General features: G+C 70.8%; 18 protein-coding genes. 11 read left to right on the top strand and 7 right to left on the bottom strand.

What is annotated here, in order from left to right; all coding sequences use genetic code 11:
- Positions 1-3: 3 nt before the first annotated feature.
- From AB1460_RS11980 to AB1460_RS11970, 3 genes are read right to left on the bottom strand one after another with little or no spacing between them, the layout of a single operon-like run.
- Positions 4-252 carry an acyl carrier protein gene (locus AB1460_RS11980; protein WP_420497261.1) on the bottom strand — a complete coding sequence of 83 codons (249 nt, stop codon included), beginning with the start codon at positions 250-252 and terminating at the stop codon, positions 4-6.
- A 21-nt stretch (positions 253-273) separates the two neighbouring features.
- On the bottom strand, positions 274-1599 hold the full coding sequence (locus tag AB1460_RS11975) for a ketosynthase chain-length factor (protein ID WP_368961112.1): 1326 nt from the start codon (positions 1597-1599) through the stop codon (positions 274-276).
- Entirely contained in the window at positions 1596-2858 is a 1263-nt protein-coding gene (locus tag AB1460_RS11970; protein WP_368961111.1) for a beta-ketoacyl-[acyl-carrier-protein] synthase family protein, read from the bottom strand. The genes AB1460_RS11975 and AB1460_RS11970 overlap by 4 nt, the downstream gene beginning before the upstream one ends.
- A gap of 305 nt (positions 2859-3163) precedes the next feature.
- On the opposite strand from AB1460_RS11970, the gene AB1460_RS11965 reads away from it, so the two are divergent.
- From AB1460_RS11965 to AB1460_RS11945, 5 genes are all read left to right on the top strand, one after another.
- A complete protein-coding gene (locus AB1460_RS11965) occupies positions 3164-4315 on the top strand; it encodes an acyl-CoA dehydrogenase family protein (protein ID WP_368961110.1) in 1152 nt (383 codons plus the stop codon).
- A 114-nt stretch (positions 4316-4429) separates the two neighbouring features.
- Positions 4430-6154: a carboxyltransferase subunit alpha gene (gene accA, locus AB1460_RS11960; RefSeq protein WP_368961109.1), complete on the top strand. Its 1725-nt coding sequence runs from the start codon at positions 4430-4432 to the stop codon at positions 6152-6154.
- A gap of 83 nt (positions 6155-6237) precedes the next feature.
- Positions 6238-7374, top strand: coding sequence for a DUF6081 family protein (locus AB1460_RS11955; RefSeq protein WP_368961108.1), 1137 nt, complete (start codon positions 6238-6240; stop codon positions 7372-7374).
- A complete protein-coding gene (locus AB1460_RS11950) occupies positions 7367-7888 on the top strand; it encodes a lipocalin-like domain-containing protein (RefSeq protein WP_368961106.1) in 522 nt (173 codons plus the stop codon). The genes AB1460_RS11955 and AB1460_RS11950 overlap by 8 nt, the downstream gene beginning before the upstream one ends.
- Positions 7875-8825: an alpha/beta hydrolase gene (locus AB1460_RS11945; RefSeq protein WP_368961105.1), complete on the top strand. Its 951-nt coding sequence runs from the start codon at positions 7875-7877 to the stop codon at positions 8823-8825. The genes AB1460_RS11950 and AB1460_RS11945 overlap by 14 nt, the downstream gene beginning before the upstream one ends.
- Before the next feature lie 127 nt (positions 8826-8952).
- On the opposite strand, the gene AB1460_RS11940 is transcribed toward AB1460_RS11945, so the two are convergent.
- Positions 8953-9546, bottom strand: coding sequence for a flavodoxin family protein (locus tag AB1460_RS11940; protein WP_368961104.1), 594 nt, complete (start codon positions 9544-9546; stop codon positions 8953-8955).
- Positions 9547-9918: 372 nt separating this feature from the next.
- Here AB1460_RS11940 and AB1460_RS11935 point away from each other — a divergent pair, with 372 nt between their 5' ends.
- Positions 9919-10662, top strand: a complete 744-nt coding sequence (locus tag AB1460_RS11935) for an AfsR/SARP family transcriptional regulator (RefSeq protein ID WP_368961103.1) — start codon at positions 9919-9921, stop codon at positions 10660-10662.
- A 1100-nt stretch (positions 10663-11762) separates the two neighbouring features.
- Positions 11763-12713 carry an aromatase/cyclase gene (locus tag AB1460_RS11930; protein WP_368961102.1) on the top strand — a complete coding sequence of 317 codons (951 nt, stop codon included), beginning with the start codon at positions 11763-11765 and terminating at the stop codon, positions 12711-12713.
- Positions 12714-12794: 81 nt separating this feature from the next.
- Here AB1460_RS11930 and AB1460_RS11925 read toward each other — a convergent pair whose 3' ends face one another.
- Positions 12795-13229, bottom strand: a complete 435-nt coding sequence (locus AB1460_RS11925; protein WP_368961101.1) for a nuclear transport factor 2 family protein — start codon at positions 13227-13229, stop codon at positions 12795-12797.
- Positions 13230-13623: 394 nt separating this feature from the next.
- Between AB1460_RS11925 and AB1460_RS11920 the strand changes: the two genes are divergently transcribed.
- The 3 genes from AB1460_RS11920 to AB1460_RS11910 all read left to right on the top strand — a co-directional run bounded on the left by AB1460_RS11920 (position 13624) and on the right by AB1460_RS11910 (position 18873).
- Positions 13624-14409, top strand: a complete 786-nt coding sequence (locus tag AB1460_RS11920) for an SDR family NAD(P)-dependent oxidoreductase (protein WP_368961100.1) — start codon at positions 13624-13626, stop codon at positions 14407-14409.
- Between the two features lie 274 nt (positions 14410-14683).
- Positions 14684-17038 (top strand): MMPL family transporter, encoded by a 2355-nt coding sequence (locus AB1460_RS11915; protein WP_368961099.1) that lies wholly within the window; start codon positions 14684-14686, stop codon positions 17036-17038.
- Between the two features lie 1163 nt (positions 17039-18201).
- On the top strand, positions 18202-18873 hold the full coding sequence (locus AB1460_RS11910) for a TetR/AcrR family transcriptional regulator (protein ID WP_368961097.1): 672 nt from the start codon (positions 18202-18204) through the stop codon (positions 18871-18873).
- Positions 18874-18948: 75 nt separating this feature from the next.
- Here the strand turns inward: AB1460_RS11910 and AB1460_RS11905 are convergent, their stop codons facing one another.
- Complete coding sequence (locus AB1460_RS11905; RefSeq protein ID WP_368961096.1) at positions 18949-20208, bottom strand: MFS transporter; 1260 nt, start codon at positions 20206-20208, stop codon at positions 18949-18951.
- 106 nt (positions 20209-20314) lie between these two features.
- Here AB1460_RS11905 and AB1460_RS11900 point away from each other — a divergent pair, with 106 nt between their 5' ends.
- The gene (locus AB1460_RS11900; protein ID WP_368961095.1) at positions 20315-21223 is read left to right on the top strand and encodes an NADP-dependent oxidoreductase; all 909 of its coding nucleotides are present in this window, start codon (positions 20315-20317) and stop codon (positions 21221-21223) included.
- 534 nt (positions 21224-21757) lie between these two features.
- Here the strand turns inward: AB1460_RS11900 and AB1460_RS11895 are convergent.
- Positions 21758-22155, bottom strand: a 398-nt coding sequence (locus AB1460_RS11895; RefSeq protein ID WP_368961094.1) for a group II intron maturase-specific domain-containing protein, incomplete at its 5' end; no start/stop codon positions are given.

Here is a 22155-nt window from a genome sequence, read left to right as displayed (position 1 = left end):
CCCTCAGCCGGCCTGGACGAGCGCATCATTGACCAGATCGAGCAGTTCGCGCGGAGTACGCAGGTCAGCGAGCCGATCGTCGGGAACGGCCACGCCGAACTCCGTCGTGATCCGGGCGGAGGTCTCCATCAGCGCGAGCGAGTCGTACCCGAGCTCCTCGAACGCGACGTCGCGGATGTCGCCGGCGGGCTCGCCCTCCTGCACGTCACCCGCGCACTCCACGAGGATGCGGCGCAGGTCGTCGATCGTCATTGGCATCACGGTCATCTCCTGTCAGGACGGGTGTGGCTCGTGCGGGCCCGGAGACGGGTTCTGCCGCCCGACCCCGCGTACGACGACGGCGGCGTTGAAACCCCAGCGCCCCCGAGCGAGGACGAGCGCGGTGGTGACCGACGCGGGGCGGGGCTCGCCGCGCACAAGGTCGATCCGGTAGTCCGCGGGAATGTCCGCGCTGCCCGCTGTCGGCGGCAGCACCCCGTCGCGGATGGCGAGCAGCGCCGTGGCGACGTCCACCGGGCCGCCACCCGAGTACAGCCGGCCCGTCAGCGGCTTCGGTGTGGTGACGGGTACCGCGCCGGGCCCGAACACGGAGCCGATGGCCTCCGCCTCCGCGCGGTCCAGCGGCTGCACCCCGGCCGCGTCGGCGAAGACGACGTCGATCTCGCCCGGCTCCGTCCCGGCGTCCCGCAGCGCCAGCTCGATGGCCCGGCGCAGGCCGGGCGGGCGAGGCGATCCGGGAGGCGGGTCGAAGGTGGCCGCGTAGCCGGCGATCTCTCCGTAGAGCCGGCGGACCCCGCGGGCCCGAGCCGCCGACGCCGCCTCCAGCAGCAGCAGCGCACCGCCCTCGCCCGGTACGTAGCCGCCCGCCGCGACGTCGAACGGAAGGTAGGCCCGCTCCGGGTCGGTGGCTCGGCTCAGCCTGCCACTGGCGATCTGGGAGACCCAGCCCCAGGGATCCAGGGCGGAGTCCACCCCGCCGGCCACCACGGCCGGTGTTCCCTGGCGCACCGTGCGCCGGGCATGCCCGAGGGCGTCGAGCCCCCCGGCCTGCTCGGCGACGAACGCGCTGCTCGGGCCGCGGAACTGGTGACGAATCGAGATCTGGCCCGTGTTCACCGCGTAGAACCAGGCAAAGGACTCGTAGACACTGACCGACGACGGGCCGCGCGACCAGAGCTTCTGGAACTCGCGGTGGGTGAACTCGAAACCGCCGGCGGCGTTCGCGGTCACCACGCCGGTGGCGTAGTCGACGAGGTCACCCGGCTCGATTCCCGCGTCCCGCAACGCCCAGTCGGCGGCCACCAGCGCGAGCCGGGTGGACACATCCGTCTGCGGCAGCAGCCGGCTCGGCAGGTGCTGCGCCGGGTCGAAGGCGTCGATCTGGCCCGCGAGCCGGACGTCGTACCGGGAGACGTCGAACCGGTCCAGGGTCCGGATGCCGCTGCGTCCGGCGAGAAGCGCGGCCCAGTACGGCTCCAGGCCCACGCCGTTCGGCGCCAGCAGACCGATGCCGGTGACGACGACCGGTTCGTGGGCATCCCCTGCCGCGTTCCGCGCGGCTCCCGGGACCGTGGGGGAGGCCGTGCGTGGCCCGCTCACGCGACCACCGGACCGCGCAGCACCATCGCGCTCTGGAAGCCCCCGAACCCGCTGCCGACGGTGAGCACATTGCGTACCGGCGTCTCGCGGGCGGTCAGGGGTACGTAGTCCAGATCGCACTCCGGATCGGCGGTGTGAAGATTCGCCGTGGGCGGCACCACGCCATAGTTGATCGCGAGCGCACAGGCGGCGATCTCGATCGACCCGATCGCGCCGAGGGAATGGCCCACCATCGACTTGATGGAGCTGATCGGCACCTGATAGGCGTGCTGGCCCAGACTGCGTTTGTACGCGGCCGTCTCGTGGCGGTCGTTCTGCTTCGTCCCCGAGCCGTGGGCGTTGATGTAGTCGATGTCGGTCGGATCGGTCCGCGCCTGCTCCAGGGCGACCCGGATGGCCTCTGCCATCTCCCGGCCATCCGTCTTCAGGCCGGTCATGTGGTAGGCGTTGCACCGGGTGGCATATCCGGTGATCTCCGCGTAGAGGTGGGCGCCGCGGCGCAGCGCGTTCTCCCGTTCCTCGAGGATGAACATCGCCGCCCCCTCCGCCAGCACGAAGCCGTTGCGGGAGCCGTCGAACGGCCGGGACGCGTGCTCCGGGTCGTCGTTGCGGGGCGTCGTCGCCTTGATGGCGTCGAAGCAGGCGACGACGATCGGCGTGATCGGCGTGTCGGCGGCACCCGCGACCATGACGTCGGCGCTGCCCTCCCGGATGAGCTGGGAGGCGTACCCGACCGCGTCGATCCCCGACGTGCAGCCGTTGGAGACCATGGTCACCGGGCCTTCCGCCCCGACCGTCCAGGCCACCTCCGCCGGCATCACACTGGGGACGAGATAGTCGAACATGTGCGGCGAGAGGTTCGACTCGTCCACCAGCCAGTGACGGCCGCTGTCGGACAGGACGAGGTACTCCTGCTCGAGACTGGTCGCCGCGGCGACCGCGCTGCCGAGGCTGACTCCCACCCGGCAGGGGTCCACCGCGCCGAGGTCGTGTCCGCTGTCGCGCACGGCGGAGCGGGCGCAGGAGACCGCGAACTGGGAGGCCCGGTCCATGCGGCGGATCTCCAGCGGGGAGAAACCCTCGGCCACCGGGTCGAAATCCGCCTCCCCGGCCACCTGCGAACGATAGGGGGAGGGATCGAAGAAGGAAATCCGACGAGTGGCTGTCCGCCCCTCGGTCAGCAGGTTGAAGAACTCCTTCGAATCACTGGCCCCGGGCGTTTTCACGCCAATCCCGGTAATCACCACCCGGCGGGTCATCGAATACCTCCCGTGGCTGTCACGCATGTGTGGGAACAATCTGGGAGTCCGTTCTTCGGGAAACGCCGGGAGGGCGGCCCGTGACGGACGTCGCGGATCCGTAGCATCCGGACCCGAACTCGAGCCTTACTAGAGCGCCGGTCGCGCCCGGGGGTCCCGCGGACTCCAGCGGATATCGAGGCATCCTCTACCCGCGGCCGACAGCGTCTGCGGCACAGAATCCGCGATCGGTCGCGGCCCGAGCCGGGCCGCCGGCACCGCGCGGCGCTTCCGTGTCAGATCCGTGAGCCGAGGAGTGAACCTGGATGGAGCACAATCCGACCCCGACCGGCCTCGCGGCGGCGGCATCGGAGGTCGCCGCGGACGCGGCCCGGAGGGCCGGCGTCGCGGAGGCCGCCCGCCGGCTCGACCCCGACGTGGTGAAGGCGATGGTGGCGGCCGGCTTCCCCCGCCATTTCGTCCCGCGTGGACGAGGGGGGAGCGAAGGTACGTTCCTGGAGCTCAACCGGGCGGTGAGTACCGTCGGCTCGGGCTGCGCCGCCACCGCGTGGTGCGCCTCGCTGGCCGCTCACGTCTCCCGGATGGCCGCGCACCTGCCGGCCAGGGGCTGTGAGGAGATCTGGGCGGAGGGCCCGGATGCGCTGTTCGTCGCGGCGCTGACGCCGGCGGGTCGGGCGGAGCGGGTGGCCGGCGGGTTCCGGCTGTCCGGCACCTGGCCGTTCGTCAGCGCGATCGATCACGCCGACTGGGCGTTGTTGGCCTCCACCCCCACCGGCCAGGACGACACCGCGCCACGGGTGCTCGCGGTGCCCCGGTCGGCCTGGCGCACGGTCGACACGTGGCGCAACGTCGGGATGGCCGCGACCGGCAGCAACACCGTCGTCGTCGAGGACGTCCTCGTGCCGGACGCACGGACGATGAGCCGGGAGGATCTCTTCCTCGGCCGGGCGGCGGACTCCGCCGCGTCCTGCCACGCGGTTCCGATGCAGGCCACGACGCTGATGTTCGCCACGCCCGCCCTCGGCGCCGCCAAGGGCGCGCTCGCCTCCTGGCTGGGCTACGTCAGCCCGAAGATCGAGGCGGCGGCGCGGGCTTCCCGGCCCGCGCTGCCCGGGATGCCGACCTTCAACCGCGCCACCTATGACGTGACCCTCGCCCACGCCACCACCGCGATCGATGCTGCCGAGCTCCTGCTCGACCGGGCGGCGGCGCTCCTGGACGACGGTCGTCCGCTGAGCGGCCCGCAGACGATGCGCAGCTGGCGGGACTGCGCCGTGGCGACCGAGACGCTGGTCGATGTCGCGAACCGGCTGTTCCGGCGGGTGGGCACCACCGGCCAGGCCGCCGACAACCCGGTGCAGCGCTTCTGGCGGGACATCAACGCGATCGCCGGCCACCAGGCGCTGCAGGTCGAGTCCGCCGCGGCCGCCTACTCCCACCAGGTGCTCGGAATCTGACCGCCCCGCCTGACGCCGACCGCCCTGCCGGCCCTGCCTCACCCGGCCCTGCCCCACCCGGCCCTGCGCCGCCTGCGCGCTCCACCTCGGCGGTGCGTGCCGAAGGAGCTCACCATGACCGAACCGACCGCGACCCCCGTGGTGGCGCAGTGGGTACTGTGCCACGGCTGCCGACATCTGATCTTCGGTCACCGGATGCGGCGCGCTCTCGATGTCTGCCCCCGGTGCGGGCACCATCATCCGGTCAGCGCTCCCGAACGGGTGGCACAGCTCGCCGACCCGGGAAGCGTCGATCCGCTCCCGTTCACCGTGAGCGACACCGATCCGCTCGAGTTCGTGGCGGTGGCGCCCTACACCGAGAGCATCGCCCAGGCTCAGGCGCGGACCGGCCTGCCCGAGGCCGTCGTCTGCGCACGGGCGACGATCGAGGGACAACCGGTGGTCATCGCCGCGATGGATGTCCGTTTTCTCGGGGGCACCATGGGCACCGCGGTCGGCGAGCTGATGACGCTGGCAGCGGAGGCCGCGGTCGACGAACGACGCGAGCTCGTCGTCGTGACGTCCTCCGGCGGCGCCCGCGTGCAGGAGGGCGCCCTCGCCCTGATGCAGATGGCCAAGACCGCCGCGGCGGTCGACGAGGTGAGCAGGTCCGGGCTGCTGACAGTTGCCGTCGTCGCCGATCCGACGTTCGGCAGCGTCGCGGCGTCGTTCGCCGGTCTCGCCGACATCGTGTTCGCCGAACCGGCCGCGCGCCTCGGCTACACCGGCCGCGGTGTCGCCTCCCGGCCGACCGGGGCGGGGGCGCCGCCGGACCCGCAGACGGCCGAGGTCCTGCTGCCCCGCGGCCTGCTCGACGGGATCGTCACCCGCCCGCAGCTGCGTCCACGGCTCGGGAGGTTGCTGCGGATAGGCGGTTCGAAGATCTGCGGTCAGGGTTCCGCCGGTACCCGGCTGCCGGTGCTGACCGTCACCGAACCCGACCAGCTTCCGAAGGTCGACCCCTGGCGGCAGGTCGGCCGGGCCCGGACACTCAGCCGTCCCACCGCGCTGGACTACCTCGAGCGGGCCTTCACCGACTTCCAGGAACTGCACGGCGACCGGATCGGCGGCGACTGCCCCGCCGTCGTCGCGGGCGTCGCGTGGCTGGGCCGGGTGCCGACGATCGTCGTCGCCGTCCAGAAGGGCCACACCGATGCCGAGCTCGTCACCCGCAACTTCGGGATGGTCTCGCCCGCCGGTTACCGCAAGGCGGCGCGGCTGATGCGGCTGGCGGACAGACTCGGCCTGCCCGTCGTGACCCTCGTCGACACCCCGGGCGCCCACCCGGGCCGGGAGGCCGAGGCACACGGCCAGGTCGCCGCCATCGGGGAAAGCCTGCGCTGCATGGCGTCGCTGTCGGTGCCCGTGGTCAGCGTCATCATCGGCGAGGGCGGCAACGGCGGCGCGCTCGCGCTGGCGCTGGCCAACCGGGTGCTGATGTTCTCCGGCAGCACCTACTCGGTCGTCAGTCCGGAGAGCTGTGCCTCGATCCTGTGGAAGGACGAGGCCGCGGCGCCGGCGGCCGCCAGGGCCCTGCGCCTCGACGCCCCGGACCTGCTCCGGCTGGGTGTCGTCGACGCCGTCATCCCCGAGCCGCCCGGCGGTGTCGGCGCGGCCTCCCTGGACGCCACCGCCCGGCTGCGCGCCGTGCTGTCCCACGAACTGCATGCGCTGAGCAGGCAGAGCCCCGAGGCACTGCGGGCCTGCCGGCGCGCGCGTTTCCGCCGCTTCGGCGCGGCGGTCACCGCCGACGCGGAGCTGCTCGACATCAACCGGCAGCTCGGTACCGGGCGGCCGTGACATCGCCCGTGACGCGGGATCGTCCACGAGGCCGATCACCCGTCCTGGCGCGCACCACCTGACAACCTCCGGAAGGAAGCAGAATGTCGATCAATCGCAGGACCGCCCTCCTGGGCATCTCCGGCGCCCTGGCCGCGACGGCGCTCCCCGCCGGCGCGGCCGTCGCCGCAACGGCGGAGTCCCCCGCGGCCGGTCAGGACCAGGCCGGCGGTCAGGACCAGGCGGGCGGCCGGGGCGGGTACCGCACGGTGTGGGACGACTTCTCCGGCGGATTCAGCACGAGCGGTCCCGACGCGCGCTGGACCTTCCTGCCGTTCGGTCCGCTCATCGGTCAGGACGGCGTCGCCACCACCTCCCGGCGGGGCCTTGAGGTGGTGGCCAGCGGGGCGAACCCGACCACCGGTGAGCCGGCGTTCCGCCAGACGCTGGGCCAGAACGATCCCAGCGGCCTCCCCGGCACGCTCGACCACGTCAAGTGGCTCGTCTACGCCAACAACCAGTCCTCCCACGGAGTGCTCGGCTTCGACGCCCAGGACGGGCACGAGCTGTCGTTCGAGACCTGGATGTCAGGTGGGCTGTACGGCACCGCCAGACATCCGTTCGGCGAGGCCGTGCGCCGGCCCGATGATGACCTGCGGCTGTCCTCGGTGTGCATGCCCACCCAGGACCTGGAGACCGGGCTCGCCTTCGACTTCTTCCTGAGCAACGAGCGGGTGTACGTCGGGTACGAGCGCCTGCCCAACGCGCGCGCGACGTTCGGCAACTACGCGGCATTCCTCTACACGATCCCGGTCGCGCGGCGGTCGCCCCGCGACGTCCACCACCTGAAGATCTCGTATGACCGCGCTCGCGGTGTCGTCCGGTGGTACCTGGACGGCAACCAGGTCTTCCGCGTCGACCGGGTCGGCTTCCGGCTCGGCTCCCGGAAGTACCTCGTGCTCGACCACGGGGGAGTCGAGACCCAGGTGAGCCCACGCCAGCTCGCGTGCGGGCTCGGCATGTTCACGATCCTCGACGGAGTGGCGCCCGAACACTCCGACCGCGGGCTGGTGCGACTGACCACGGAGCCGGATCACTACTTCAACCCCACGGCCGGTGAACCCACGCCCCTGGTGTTCCTCGACAACGACAGCCTCGCCTCCAACCGCCTCTTCGGCCAGGGCGCCGGCCTGCGATCGGGGCGGTACGTGGTCTCGTCGAGGCCGACGCACAGTGGCTGAGGGCAGCCCCGCGCCCCTGGCGAGTCCCGGCCAGCTCGTGGGGACATGGCTCCTGGAGGCCTACGTCGACGTCGGGGATGACGGCCGGACCGCCCCGGGCCCGCTCGGGGACCGGCCTCGAGGTCTCCTGATCTACGGCGCGGACCATCACATGTCGGTGACCATGATGCGTGCGGCCCCTTCCCGGGTTCCGGACGGGCCGTCGGAGGCGGCGGGGCCGGCCGCCGGGCCGCCGGGCGCGGTCGAGGCCGGGCTCGTGGGCGGCGTCATGAGCGGGTTCATGGGCTATGCGGGCACGTGGCGGCTCACCGGCGAGGGCGTCGTCCACGAGGTGACGGTGGCGTCGCATCCCTACCTGGTCGGGCGCGCGCAGGTACGGCAGCTGTCGCTGGGGGACGGCGTGCTCACGCTCACGGGCGTGGCGCCCGCGGAGGCGGCCTGGCCGGGCCGTCGGATGCTGACCTGGCGCAGGGCCGGTCCGGACGACAGGAGGACGTCCCGTGCTGAGCTATGACTTCGACCCGGAGCTGGCCCCCTTCGTGCCCCGGCTGGCCCCGCTCGACTACACCGATCCCCCCGCGGCGCGGGTCGCGCTGCGGGTCGTGATGGACCGCCAGCCCCCGTACGAGCGCAGCCACCGCGTTCTGGTGGAGGACGTGGTGGCACCGGGACCGCGGGGCGCGCCCGACGTTGCGGTGCGCCTGTTCCGCCCGCGACCGACGGACTGGCCGGGGCCGCGACCGGCGCTGCTCTTCCCGCACTGGGGCGCCTTCGTCACCGGCGACCTCGACACCTCCCGCACCGCGGCCGCCCGGATCGCCGATCTCGTCGGGGCGGTCGTGGTCTGCCCGGACTACCGGCTGGCACCGGAGCACCCGTTTCCGGCCGCGCTCGACGACTGCTGGGCCGTCCTGGAATGGACGGTGGGCACGGCCGGCGAGCTCGGCGTGGACGTCGACCGGATCGGCGTGGCCGGCTTCAGCGCGGGCGGCGGCCTGGCGGTCGGGCTCGCGCTGCTCGCGCGGGACCGCGGCTGGCCGGCCATCGCGTTCCAGTACCTTCTGTTTCCCCAGCTCGACGACCGGCTGGAGTCGCCGTCCGCGGAACTGTTCGTGGACACGCCCATGCTGGACCGTTCCAGCCTTGTCATGAGCTGGCGGCACTACCTGGGCGGCCGGCACGCCTCGGGCTACGCGGCGCCGGGGCGGGCCGAGGACCTGTCCGGCCTGCCACCGACCTTCGTCGGTGCCTGCGAGTACGACCCGCTGCGCGACGAGGCGCTCGACTTCGGCCGACGTCTCATCCGGGCCGGCGTGCGGACGGCGCTCGTGCACTATCCGGGCACGTTCCACGGATCGATCGGCCTGAGCCAGGCAGCCGTCTCCCGGCGCATGATCGACGATCAGGTCGACGCGTTGAGGCGGGGCCTCGGGGCCGGAAACGGGGCCTGAAACCCGCGGGGGAGGCGACGAGCGGGCTGGGGGGATGGACAGCGCGGCGTCAGCGGCATAGTGGACCGGCGCCGGCGAGCAGACTGCTCGCCGGCGCCGCTTCGTCTCGGCTCGTCTCTGCCGCGCGCTACGCCATGACCGCCGGCGAGGCTGCCCTGGCGTGGCTCAGCAGCTGGGCGTGCGTGGCTACGCGCTGGCCGAGGTGGGCCGCTGTGCGCAGATCGGACTCGAGCATCGCCTCCGGCCCCTGGTCGCCGGGGCAACGGCCCATCGCGCCGAGCCACCCACCCAGCCGGTTCAGATCCGCGTCGGTCGACCCGGGCAGCAGATCCAGGTTCACCCAGTGCATTCCGTGCTGCGCCGCGAGCAGCGTGAAGTACTGCAGCGTGTGGAGCTTGTCGCCGCTCATCGAGCCCGAGGTCGTGACGCCGGCAGCCAGTTTGTCCTTCCACTTCTGGGTCTGCCAGCGGGAGCTGGAGTCGTGAGCGAACCGGTGGAAGGCCGGGCTCGCCGACCCCATGTACGTCGGCGAGGCGAAGATGATCGCGTCAGCCGCGTCGAGCTGCTCCCAGTGACTGTCGTCCAGGGTCTCGATCATGATCATCTCGGCGTTGGCGCCGGTCACCATCGCTGCGCCGTCGCGTGCGGCCGTGGCCATTCTGGTCGTATGCCCGTAGCCGCTGTGATAGGCGACAACCACGGATACCGAACTGTCGAACATGTGACATCCCTTCGAACCGCCGAACATGACGCCGCTTCGCGCGCTCGGATAGCGCGGAGAGCCCCCAGATCGGCAGTCTTGCGTTCCTTGCTGGGCCCGGAAACCAGCCGTAAGAGCTAACAGACCTGGCCGGACGGCCGGGTGATCTGGCCGATCGGCGGTGCGGGGCCGGTGATACTACGCGGACGCTCTGTCCCGGTCCACGTCGACATCGGCCTGGTTGCGGCACGAGGTGCACTTGGGTGTGACAGGACGGGCTACGATCCCACTGCAGGCGTCTGAGATTGTTCCATCCGCGTTCGTCACGGACCGTGTCTGCGGCCAGGCGGTCGCCCAGTCATCTTCAAGTTTCTTGAAGATCCCGGAGGGACGATGAAGTATTATCTGCTCGGCCGATTCCAGATTATATCTGGGGACGATGAGTCGTACTTTCCGAGCAAATCAAAGATAAGTCAGATGCTGGGCCTTCTTCTGGTGTGCAGTGGAACCACGGTAAGTGTCGACACCCTCATTGCCGAACTGTGGGGGGAAAACGTTCCGCGAAGTTCGCTCACCACTCTGCAGACGTACGTCTACCATGCGCGAAAGATCTTTTCCACCATGGTCCGTGGAAGTAACATCCTGGCTACGGAGCCGTCCGGTTACTCTATCCGCGCGGATGCGGAGGAGATTGACGTCAAGATCTTCGAGCGGCGAGTGGGAGAAGCCCGCAGATTTCTGGACGGAGGTGATCCGGAGAAGGCGATAGACAGAGTCGACGAAGCGCTGAGGCTGTGGCGCGGCCCGGTTCTGGCCGGTATGAAGATCGGTCCTGTGCTGGAAGCACACGTCACCTACGTCAATGAACTCAGGTTTACCGCGAACGAGCTTGAGATCGAGGCGAACCAGCGGCTGGGGCGGTACCAGGAGCTGGTTCCGAAGCTGCGGCTCCTGGTTGCCGAGAACCCGTTGAACGAAAGTCTGCACGCGCAGCTCATCCGGATCCTGCACAAGTGCGGGCGGAGGGCGGAGGCGCTGCAGGCCTACCAGAACCTCTGGCGGATCCTGGACGCGGAGCTGGGGGTGACACCCGCTCCCGAGCTGAGGCTCCTCCAGCAGGAGCTGCTCAGCGCGTGAGGCGGTGCCCCGGCCGTCGGGCCGCCGAGCACCGCAGGTCACGGTGCTGCGGAACGGCCGCTGAGGCGACGTCGAAGGCCGCCCCCGCGGCTGGCGCCGTGGCGTGCCCAGGTGGTCAGGCGGTTCCGGAACATCGTTGCGGACTGTTCCCGGCATGGCACCGATCCCGGCCGCCGCCGAAGGCGGGAGGATCTTCTGCCGACCGCGCACCGAGCAGACCAGCACAGAGATGCCGGGGCGGGCGGAAACGCAGGTCCGACCCGCGTTCCTCCCGGGTTGGCGCGGGATTTACCCGAGGCCGGCGGAACCTCTCGATTACCGGCGGGCAGGCATCACGGCGACGATCCGGACGTGGTCGGGCCCACACCCGATCCAGGCCGGGAGGCGTGAGAAACATTCATGGTGAACCGGAACGCATCTTTTTCGACGGCGCGGGGGCAGAAAAGACCTCGCCCCGCCGCTCCAGTGCATCGACAGGACACGCGCCCTCCGCCTTTCCGTTACCGGGAACTCAACGCCGGAGTCACGCGCCGTCCGCGGGGGCCGGCTTCGCGAGTCGTTGTCCTCGACGTTTCAGGCGGAGCGACCCCCAGGAAAAGGCGTGGCGGACGACGGTCCGTACCTGTGCTGCGGACCCGAAATGACAACCTCGTACCGAAGGCCGCACCACCGTCAGGTGCCGAGCAGCCCGATCTCTCGCGGTGGAGGTCTGCCATGACCAGCCGTGCCGATTCATGGTGATGTTCTCGCTCACATCTCCCGCCTGCTGTCGCCCGCACCGTCCTGCGGCCTCGTCGTCCCCGGCCGGCGCCGTCGGCCGTCATTGTGTCGGTGCCGACGACAGGTCAATGCCCTTCCACGACGGCGCTTCCGTTCCCTTGATGCCCGGGCCCGTGCGGATCACGGATCGAGAGAATGTGTCACCTGATTGCGGCCGGAAAGTCGACCATTTAGGTCGAGAAACAGCGGGGATTCGGCTGGATGTCCTCCCGGTGAACTCCGACCCGCTCTCGAGCGTCCTTCGAGCCACGGGCGGCAGCGTCGAATACGGCGCGGGCCACCACATCTCGACGCAGCAGAGAAAGAGGGGCAGCGAGTCCATGGGCACCCAGAACCCGCCAAACGTCCGGTACACCCACCGCACGGAGCACCGGCAGTTCGTCGCGGCGCCAGCCCGCGCCGTGTACGACCTGCTCGCCGACGTCACCGTCTGGCCTGCCGTGTTCGGCCCCTGTGTGTATGCGCACCGCCTGTCGTCGACCTCCCAGGAGGAGCGTGTCGAGATCTGGGCCAGCGTGAACGGCTCCGTCACGAGCTGGGTCTCCCGGCGCTGGTTCGACCCGCACGGCCTGCGCCTCAGATTCGCCCGCGAGGTGAGCCGCCCGCCGATCGACGCGATGGACGGAGAGTGGCAGATCGACGAGCTGCCCGGCAGGGGCTGCGAGGTGATCCTTCGGCACGGGTTCGAGGCAGCCGCGGACTCCGTCGAGTGGATCACATCCGCGCTCGACCGCAACAGCGCGGAGGAACTGGCAGCGCTGACCCAGGTTGCCGAGTGCGGGCATCCGGTGGAGGACGTGCTCTTCAGCTTCACCGACACGCGCGTGACAGCGGGTGCGGCGACGGACGCCTACGGGTTCGTCGCCCGCGCCGGCGACTGGGCAAGCCGGCTGCCGCACGTCCGCGCCGTCCGGATGACCGAGCCGTCGCCCGGCGTCCAGGACCTGGAGATGGAGACCGTCACCGACGACGGCTCGACGCACAGCACCCGGTCCCTGCGCGTGTGCGCCCCGCCCGGGTGGATTGCCTACAAGCAGCTGCAGACACCGCGTCTCCTGCTCGGCCACAGCGGTCTGTGGACCTTCGCCGATGGGCCGGGCGGCGCCGTGCTCACCGCCCGTCACACCGTGCTGCTGGATCCTGCCGCCGTCCATGACGTTCTCGGGCCCGGCCAGAGCATCGCCGACGCCCGTGCCTACGTCCGGCGGGCTCTGGGCCGCAACAGCAGCGTGACCATGGGCTACGCCGCCGACGCCGCGGCGACGGTCTGATCGGCACGACCTGGTCCTGCTGCGGCCCGGCCCGCCCGGCCTGTCTGGAAGGCCCGGGCGGGGCCGGGCCCGCCGACGTGGCTAGCGTTCGAGCAGAAGTCGGTCCTGACGCACGTACCGGGAATGGTTCAGCAGCCCCGCCGCCGTGCGGACCAGCACGTCGGTCACCAGGCAGCTCGGGCCGATGGTCGGTGCGGCCGCGCCGGGCCTGGTGTTGACCGTGTACGCGTAGTAGGTCGCCTGCCAGCTCTGCCCGTCCAACGGCTCCAGGCAGGTCATGCCGAACCAGTGCCGGCGAACCACCGGGTCGCCGTCGAAACGACGGTGGAACTCCCGCAGCTCCGCGATGATGTCCGCACGGCCCCGCGCGAGCTGCCCGGGGGTGTGGCTGAACTCGCCGTCCTCGGTGAACGTCCCGGCGAAGGCGACGAAGTCGCGCTGGTCCATGCTCTGCATCTGACGGGCGTAGAAGTTCTGCACCTCGGCGTAGAGATCGGCAAAGGGCGACGGGGCCATCCGGTACCTCCGGGTCGGTCGTGGTCGGAGTGCGGGCCGACAGGGGCGGCTCGGCTCGGACCGGGTCCTCACCATCACCGGCACCGCTCGCGGCCCACTCGAGACCGGCTCGCCCGTGGCGCTCCCGACCCGTGGCACTCCCGACCCGTGGCACTCCCGACCCGTGGCACTCCGCGACCCGTGGCGCTCCCGACCCGCGGAACCGTGGCACGCGGGCTGCCGCACACGTGCGGCCCCACGACGATGCGAGCGAAGTTCGAGGACGGGGCGCCAGGCTCACCAGCGACGGCGGCAACCGCCCACGCCCGCCGCGTACCTGGAGACCCGGCAGGGAGACCCGCGTCCGGCCTCCCCCGCGGGGCCCATGTTCCGCGTCCCTGAACAGGAGCAGCTCATGTCACGTCCTGACCGGCCCGTCGCGATCGTCACCGGTGCCACCAGCGGGATGGGTCTCGCCATCACCGAAAGGCTGGCCGGGCTGGGAACCGCGGTCTACATCTGTGCGCGCGGCGAGGCCGCGCTCGTCGACACCGTGAAGTCCCTGCGCGAGAAGGGCCTCGAGGTGGACGGGAGCCCCTGTGACGTGACCTCGCCGGAACAGGTGACGCGGTTCGTCGGCGCTGCCGTGCAGCGGTTCGGCGGCATCGACATCCTCGTCAACAACGCGGGCCGCAGCGGCGGCGGCGCCACCGCGGAGATCACCGACGAGCTCTGGTTCGACGTGATCAACACGAACCTCAACAGCGTCTTCCTGATGACGAAAGCCGTCCTCACCGTGGGCGGCCTGAGTGACAGGTCCTGGGGACGCATCATCAACATCGCGTCGACCGGCGGTAAGCAGGGGGTGGTGCACGCCGCCCCCTACTCGGCGTCGAAACACGGCGTCGTCGGCTTCAGCAAGGCGCTCGGTCTGGAACTCGCCGCCACCGGAATCACGGTCAACGCCGTCTGCCCCGGCTTCGTCGAGACCCCGATGGCCGCGAACGTCCGCGAGCACTATGCCGGAATCTGGGACGTGCCGACGAGCGAGGTGTTCAAGCGCATCACCGCCCGGGTACCGATCCAGCGGTACGTCGAGGTCGACGAGGTCGCCGCGATGGTCGAGTACCTGGCCGGCGAGCGTACCGCCGCCATCACCGCCCAGGCACTCAACGTGTGCGGCGGGCTCGGAAACTACTGAGCCTCCGCGGACCAGAGGCGGCGGAGCGCCCAGGCGCCCGCCGCCTCTGCCCATGCGCGACCGTCCCGGGGGCGCGGCTTCACCAACGTCACCGCCGGAGGGCCTGCCGCCCCGTCCCGCCCCAACCCCAACCCCAACACCAACACCTTGTTTCCGTGAGCCGGAGTAGGTGCTGGTTGAGACACGGCGCGGTGCGGCCCGCGCGATGCGTCGCAGGTAACTGTCGCAGTGGCGATCCATTGACATACGGAACGCACCCAATATTTTGTCTAGAATGACCGAAAAGTCCCATCCGGCGGCCGGCGGAGCCAGAGCTCTCGCGACGGTGTGCGGGCGTTACCGCTGGGCAGTCCTCGTGCTGTGGCTCGTCGGAGTCCTCGGCATCGCCCTCTACGCGCGTGCGGAGGGCCCACGGACCAGCGCCGACGTAGCAGTCCCGGGCTCGGACTCCGCGCGGGCGCTGGCTCTGGCCGGAGAGACGGTTCCCGGCGGGAAGCTGAACGACACCGCCTCGGTGGTGCTGCACAGCCGCCGGGGGACGCTCGACGACCCGCCGGCCCATGACCAGGTCACCGCGATGACAGCCGAGCTGACGAAGCTGCCCGGCCTCGTGATCGTGGCCGATCCGTTCAGCCCGGTCGGCCCGCTCGTCCTCGGCACCCAGCCGATCAGCGCCGACCGCCGGACCGGGATCACCTCCGTCGTTCTGAAAAGCTCGGCGCTCGAACCGGACCGGGACGCGGCCCGGCGGATCATCGACATCGCCCGTGCCTACGACGGGCCCGACCTGCAGGTGGAGGTAGCCGGCCCCGGGGCGACCGCGCTGAACGCCACGACGGTCTCGCCAGGGCCGCTGCTCATCGCGGCCCTCGGCGCCGTGCTGTTCCTCGGCATCACGCTGCGCTCCCGGTTCGCCGTCGCGCTGTGCGCGGCCGCCGTGGGCGCCGGCACGATCAGCGCCGTCGGGGTCACCGTGGTGCTTTCCCACCTGCTGACGACGACGCCTCTGGCGCTGCTGCTCGCAGGCCTCATCGCCGCCGGAACCAGCCTCGGTGGCGCGATCGTCGTCGTCCACCGCGCGCAGGAGAGCCTGCGCGCCGGGGCCCGTCCGGTCGACGCGGCCAGCGAGGCCAGCGGACGGTCCGGTACGGCCGTCGCGGTCGGCAGTCTCGCCGTCGCGGCGGCCATGGCGGTGGTCGTGCAGCTGGATCTGAGCTCCTTCGACGCCATCGCTGTCGGCGCCGTCGCCGCCGGCGTCGTGACCGCCCTCATCATGATCACACTGCTGCCGGCGCTGCTGTCCCTCGGCGGACCGCACCTGCTCGGCTGGGTCGAACGACACCATGTGGAGACGACCGGAGCCGGGCTGCGGCAGCGTCCGGGGGTACGCGCCTGGTGGGCGCGCTGGATGGAACGCCGGCCGGCCCACGCCGCGGTCATCGGCTCCCTGGTCCTCGTCACCTTCGCAGCCATGGCGGTTCCGATCGATCTCGGCGGTGCTGACGACGGCGTCGATCCGACGTCGATGAGCACCCGCCGGGCCTACGATCTGCTCAGCGCCGAGTTCTTCCCCGGGCTCAACGGGCCGATGCTCGCCCTCCTGGACCGTCGTGGCTCCCAGGTCACCGCCGCCGAAGCAGTCGCCGTCCTCGCGAAGACACCGGGCGTCGAGGACGCGGCCCTGGGCGCCGAGAACCCGGAGCGCGGCCTCGCCATGATCCGCATCCTGCCGGAAGCCGCCCCCCGCACTCCCGAAGCCGTCGACCTGCTGCACAGGCTGCGCGACCAGGTCACGCCCACGCTGGTCGGCGACACGACGGCGCGGATCTACATCGGTGGCGCCACCGCGATATCAACCGACATCGCCGCCGACTTCCAGGGTGCGACGACGAAGTTGTTCGCCGTGGTGCTGGTGGTGTTCGCCCTCTTCGGCTTCCTGCTGCTGGGCTCGGCGCTGCCTGCCGCGGCCCTCGCGGCCACCGCCGTCCTGTCCGCGCTCGCGGCGGCAGGACAGATCGCGTTGCTGTTCCAGACCGATGCGTTCGCCCGCTCCATCGGGCTGACGAGCGGACCGGTCGAACCGTCGTTCCTGGCACTCATCCTGATCGCGGTGATCAGCCTGTCTCCCGGGCTCAACCTGAACCTGCTGGTCGGGCTCAGCGAACACCGTGACCCGCCAGCCCTGACCACCCGGCGTGCGCGGCGGGCAGACAAGGGCCCGATCGCCACCGGCCACGCCGAGATCGGCCACGTCGTGCTCACCATGAACCTGGTGATGCTGTTCATCTTCGCCGCGGTCGCCGCCCAGCCGTCACGCCTCATGAAGGTGATCGGGGTCGGGCTGGCAACCGGTGTCACCCTGGACGCCTTCGTACTCCGTGCCACGGTGCTGCCCGCGCTCCTCCACCTGTTGCGACGGCGTGGCCGCCGGGACGGAGCCGTCCGCCGCGCCCCCGAGGCGCCGACCAGGGCGCTCGCCGCGTCCGCCGCGTCCGCCACACCCTCGATGACGACCGCGGCGCAAACCGCCCCCGTCAGGGGTGCGAGGAGACCGTCCCTGGGCGCCAGGGCCATGGAGGCCCACGCTGCCCCGCCGCCGCGCAGTGTGCCGGAAACCGAGCGCGGCTGACCGGAACGCACCGCCGACCCCGACGGCTGTCACAGGCGTTCCGTCCACTGGCGTCCGTCGACGTCCGCCCGCATCCAGGGGCCTGGCTGTCAACGTGGCCGTCATGGCGGACTTCGCGGAACCCCTCATCGGCCATCGCGCGAGCCGCCGGTTTCGATGGGCAGGCGGGGCACACTGGCCCCAGTACGGGGATGTTTCACCACCCTCATGGCCGCGGACAGGATCGAGGTCTCCGAGATGCAGCCAATGGAGGGAGATCCGGACCATCCCACGCACCCGCGTTCACGATCTGCGCGACACTGCGGCGTCGCTGCTGTTCTCGGCCGGCGTCGACCTGAACGAGATCCGGGCCCTTCTGCGGCACACGCGACTGGCGAGCACGACGGACATCTACGTGGGAATTCTGGACGAAGTCCGGCGTTCGACCGCCCGGAGCATGCACGACGTTATGCACATGCGTTGACCCGGTCCTGAATCCGGCCGGTTCCGGCAGACGGCATGACGCGGACGGCGCAAGATGACGAACGACGGCGTCAACAGGTAGGTGGTCCAGACGTCCGGCGCCTCGGCCGCCTGCTTCGGGATGCAGTACTGGAGGCTGGTCGGCCGTGAGCTCGGGGACGGCCGCGCCGTCGACGGCCGTCGACGGCTGCTGTCAGCGGCGTCGGCGGATTTCCGGCCAACCCGGACTTCCGAGCCTCATGCCTCCCGGCCGCCGGCACTCCCGGCGGATGATGCGGCCGTTCCGCACCAAGAGCAGACAATCCGGCCACTCCGAGCAGGCACCACCTTGCGGCGCTGCGGGGCAGAGCCCGCCACCAGAGGCGCCCCCGTCAACCTCAGCCCGATCATGAGGGCATGAACACGGCGGATCTGCGGCGGCGCTTTGCCGGTTCGCGTTCCCGGCCTCTGCGAGGTGGTGGTGGCTGGCCTGCTTGCGGCTCCCGGAACCGGGCTGCTGGCTCTGGCGGTTTGATCCGGCAGCAGCGACCATTCTCGCAGCGGTGATCATCTTTGTGTGGGGCTCGCCTGGACTGGCGAGCGACGCGGCCACCGGTCCCGCCCGGAGCCGCCCGGCATGGGAACGGGTGTTCGATTCGGTGTGGAACACGTGCTTGCCACACCTCCCGGAGTGTCTGACTCCGCACATTTAGATTGGGAGCGTGGATATCTCCAGGCAGCGGCGGGCGCGGCAGGCCGAGGTCGCGCGCAACGACGCCGCGTTGCTGGCCGCCGCGCGCCTCGTGTTCGCCCGTGAGGGGGCGCGCGCGTCGGTGGCGGCGATCGCCGAGGCCGCGGGCGTCGGGGTGGGCACCCTGTACCGGCGCTACACGAGCAAGACCGCGCTGTTCGAGCGACTGTTGGTGCTGGCGAACGAGCAGTGGGCCGCCGCGGTGGAAAGGGCGGTCGCGAACCCCGATCCGTGGGGCGGCCTCCGCGCGCTTGTGGTCGAGAGCGTCGAGTACGGCCAGGGTACGCTCGCGCCGCTCGGGCGACTGGGCCTGGCGCCGCGTGGACTGGGAGACGTCGCGGTCCGCGCGGACGCGGCGTTCGGGGCGCTCGTCGTGAGCGCCCATCGTTCCGGCGGGCTGCGCGATGATGTGACGGCCACTGACATCCTGCTGCTCATCGAGCAACTCGGGCGATCACCGCTCGTCGAGCAGATTCGCGACCTCGGCGACGAGGCTCTCGACGCCGAGGCCTACAGTGCGCGGCGGCGCCTGATCGCGATCGCGCTGGATGGCCTCGCCGCGGGTCCGCGCGCCGGCCTCCCGAGTTCGCCGCCCAGCGAGCGCCTGCTCGCCGTTCGGTGGCCCGAGGAGGGAAGCGGGTAGGAGCACGCGTCCCGCCGCGCTCTCCTGGGGACGTCCGGCCCGGTCCCGGACCCGAGCGTCCAGCGCGCTGGGCCCCTATCGCAGGGGGTGGGCCAGCTCGTCGCGGCGCAGTCCGCCGAGCGTGAGGGCGAGAACCGCCACGGTAAGCGGAGCGATACCGGCGACGAGATACACGGCGGGAATGCCCCAGGCCTCGGCGGCGGGTGCGACGAGGGCTGCTGAGACCGGTGCCGCGCTGAGAGACACGAAGAAGTCCAGGCTTGAGACCCGGCCGAGCATCTCGTGCGGGACGCGCCGCTGGAGCAGCGTTCCCCACAGCGTCCCCGCGCAGGCGACGAGTGCCCCGCAGATCGACAACGCGAGCGCCATCAGCCACACGTGATCGGAGACACCCATCACGGCCAGAGGGACGCACGCGACGCCCCACATGAGCAGCATCGCGGTGAGATAGCGCCGAGGCATGAGCGTCGAGGCCATCACGAGCGAGCCGACGATCGCTCCGGTGCCGTAGCCGGCCGTGACAAGGGCGAGGTCTTCCGGTCCGCCGTGCGCATGGTCGCGCACGACCGCCGGAAGCAGCACCTGGATCGGGCCGGCGTAGGCGAGGACCACGGCGACCGCGAAGACCAGGGTTGCCACGAGCCACCGTGTCGTCGCTACGTAGACGACCGCCGACCTCAGGTCAGCCACACTCTGTCGCAGCGCCAACCCTCCGCCGGGTGGGTTCACCCGTGCTGGATCACGCCGCATACCGGCCGCGCACGCGGCTGAGCCCGCGAACGCTACCGCGGTGCCGGCCCAGGCGACAACTGGTGAGGCAAGGCCGATCAGTGCACTGGCGACCAGCGGGCCGGCGGCCTGCAGCATGACGGGACGCAGCAGCGACTCGATCGAGTTCACTGCCAGCAGCTCGGCCTCCGGGATGACCGAGGGGACTGAGGCCGAGTACGCCGGAAAGAAGATCCCATCGGCGCCGCCCAGCACCGCGGCCACCACGACGAGCTGCGGCAGGCCAGGCTCTCCCGTGACGTCCGCCGCGACGACCGTCGCCACCGAGGCAGCTTTGGCCGCTCCGATCCTGGCGATCAGGTTCCGCCGGGACAGCCGATCAGCCAGCACGCCGCCAGCGAGCGCGGTGACCACGAGCGCGGCGGTGGTGGTTGACGCGACCATCGCGAGCCCGGCGGACCCGTGGCCGAGGTCGAGAAGCCGCCACGCCACCGTCACGGTCCAGATCCCGCTGCCGACGAGGCTGAGCGCGAACGATCCCGCCAGAAGCCGGTACTGATCTGACCGGAAGGGGACCAGCGCCCGCGGCCATGGGGACGTAGCCATGCCTCCACCCGCCTCTTGTGGGGAGCGAAACGTTCCGCGCAACGGTAGCATGTGCGGAATAAGTCGCTCCGCACATGCGAGAAGCCCGACGAAGGAGAGCACGACCATGCGAGCAGCGGTTGTTCACCGTTTCGGACCACCGGGCGTGCTGGGCGTGGCACTTCTCCCGGCCCCGCACGCCGGGCCGGGAGAAGTGCGGGTGCGCGTCAGAGTTGCCGGCGTGCAGCACTTCGACCTCGGCGTGCGGGCAGGCGAGTTCCCGCGCGAGTTCGTCGGAGACCCGCCGATCGTGCCCGGCAACGAGTTCGCCGGCGTCATCGACGAGGTCGGTGCGGACGTCACAGGGCCGCGTGTCGGCGACGAGGTGCTTGGGTTCAGCACCCTGGGGGCGTATGCCGAGCACATCGTCGTGCCCGCGGGCCAGGTGGTCCGAAAGCCGCCGGCAGTGCCATGGGATGTCGCGGGCGGATTCCCGGGCCATGCGCAAGGCGCGCGCAACGTGCTGAGCCGAATGCGGGTCACCGGGGGTGAGACCGTGCTCATCAACGCTGCGGCTGGTGGCCTCGGCGCCATAGCCGCACAGCTCGCGCGCATCCGTGGCGCGGCGACGGTGATCGGCACCGCCTCGCCAGCGAATCACGAGTATGTCCGGTCGCTCGGCGCGATCCCCGTCGCCTACGGACCCGGGCTCACCGACCGCGTGAGAAACATCGCGCCCGCCGGAATCGACGCCGCGTTCGGCTTCGAGGTGGAGGGGCTGCGCACAGCCGTCGAACTCGCCCGTGACGTCGGTAGAGTGGTAACGATGATCTTCAACGACGAGATCGCCGCCCTCGGTGTCAGCGACTGGGCCGGCACGCGCAGCACCAGGGGGCTGCGCGAGATGGTCGAGTATGTCGAGCGCGGAGACCTTTCCGTCGCGATCCGGTCACGCTACCGACTTGAGGACGCGGCCTCCGCCCACCGTGACCTGGAATCCGGTCATGGACGCGGCAAGATCGTGATTGAGATCTGAGTTCAGGGCGTGTCCTGGATGGTCACGGTGACTGCGAGCCGGTCGTAGAACGCACCGTCTGGTCCGCCGAGGGCACCATCACCGGGGATCACAGTGACGGTTGGGTGGGCTGGTGGCCGCGAGCACGTCGCGGGCGCAGGTCGTGACCTCGGGATCGTTGTTGAGGCCATAGCGGGGGGTTGCGCAAGGTGGCCTCGCGTTCATGGACACCGCTCTGGTCGGCGCTGCGCCCGGCGAGTGCGGATGTGCGGCAGCTCCTCGCAGAACGCGACAAACCGGGCAAGGCCAGAGCGGAAGCGTACGAGTGGGCGGATCCCGGGCTGGTGTTCACCACGGCAACCGGAAACCGGATCGATCCGCACAACGTCAACCGGTGGTGGGACAAGGTGTGTGAGCGGGCGGAGATCCCGCGCACCCGCGTGTTGAGTCGGCCCGGGGCGCGGTTCCGGTGTTACCACCGGTCCGTTTCCCCGGACCGCTCGCCGAACCCGCCGTACCGATCTCTCGGTAACGGGCTCTCCACGGTTTCTGCCGTCAGGCGGGGTTCGTGGTCGGCCAAGGGGCCGGGATCTTGTCGCCCCGGTAGGTGTAACGGGAGACCGTCACCTTCTCAATCCGGAAAAACTCGACCCCGTCCGCCGCGATCCGCCACCGCCCAGTGACGGCGGTCAGGTGGCGGCGGAGCTGTCCCCAGTTCCAGCCGTGGCGCTTCCTCAGCATATGGGCGAGTCTCCAGAACATGAAACCGTCCAGTTTGCTAAAGGTGTGTTTTGCCACGGCATGTTTGTAGTAATTGGCCCAGCCTCGCATTATCTGGCCCATCCGGGTCAGGATCGATGCAAGGTTCCACTGCGATGTCTTGTGTGTCAGGGCACGGATCTTCGCCTTCACCGACCGGACCGCTTGCTCGGAGATGAAGGTGTAGACGTACC

The organism is Parafrankia sp. FMc2 (genome assembly GCF_041008525.1).
In the GTDB taxonomy this organism is placed as follows: domain Bacteria; phylum Actinomycetota; class Actinomycetes; order Frankiales; family Frankiaceae; genus Parafrankia.
Note: the sequence above shows the minus strand (reverse complement) of the source record. Positions and strands in the feature narration are given on the sequence as shown.

Excerpts from the sequence above, each read along its gene's own strand:
- AB1460_RS11980 (WP_420497261.1), bottom strand. The coding sequence starts at position 252 with ATGACGATCGACGACCTGCGCCGCATCCTCGTGGAGTGCGCGGGTGAC.
- AB1460_RS11970 (WP_368961111.1), bottom strand. The coding sequence starts at position 2,858 with ATGACCCGCCGGGTGGTGATTACCGGGATTGGCGTGAAAACGCCCGGG.
- AB1460_RS11965 (WP_368961110.1), top strand. The coding sequence starts at position 3,164 with ATGGAGCACAATCCGACCCCGACCGGCCTCGCGGCGGCGGCATCGGAG.
- accA (WP_368961109.1), top strand. The coding sequence starts at position 4,430 with ATGACCGAACCGACCGCGACCCCCGTGGTGGCGCAGTGGGTACTGTGC.
- AB1460_RS11955 (WP_368961108.1), top strand. The coding sequence starts at position 6,238 with ATGTCGATCAATCGCAGGACCGCCCTCCTGGGCATCTCCGGCGCCCTG.
- AB1460_RS11940 (WP_368961104.1), bottom strand. The coding sequence starts at position 9,546 with ATGTTCGACAGTTCGGTATCCGTGGTTGTCGCCTATCACAGCGGCTAC.
- AB1460_RS11935 (WP_368961103.1), top strand. The coding sequence starts at position 9,919 with ATGAAGTATTATCTGCTCGGCCGATTCCAGATTATATCTGGGGACGAT.
- AB1460_RS11930 (WP_368961102.1), top strand. The coding sequence starts at position 11,763 with ATGGGCACCCAGAACCCGCCAAACGTCCGGTACACCCACCGCACGGAG.
- AB1460_RS11925 (WP_368961101.1), bottom strand. The coding sequence starts at position 13,229 with ATGGCCCCGTCGCCCTTTGCCGATCTCTACGCCGAGGTGCAGAACTTC.
- AB1460_RS11920 (WP_368961100.1), top strand. The coding sequence starts at position 13,624 with ATGTCACGTCCTGACCGGCCCGTCGCGATCGTCACCGGTGCCACCAGC.
- AB1460_RS11915 (WP_368961099.1), top strand. The coding sequence starts at position 14,684 with ATGACCGAAAAGTCCCATCCGGCGGCCGGCGGAGCCAGAGCTCTCGCG.
- AB1460_RS11905 (WP_368961096.1), bottom strand. The coding sequence starts at position 20,208 with ATGGCTACGTCCCCATGGCCGCGGGCGCTGGTCCCCTTCCGGTCAGAT.
- AB1460_RS11900 (WP_368961095.1), top strand. The coding sequence starts at position 20,315 with ATGCGAGCAGCGGTTGTTCACCGTTTCGGACCACCGGGCGTGCTGGGC.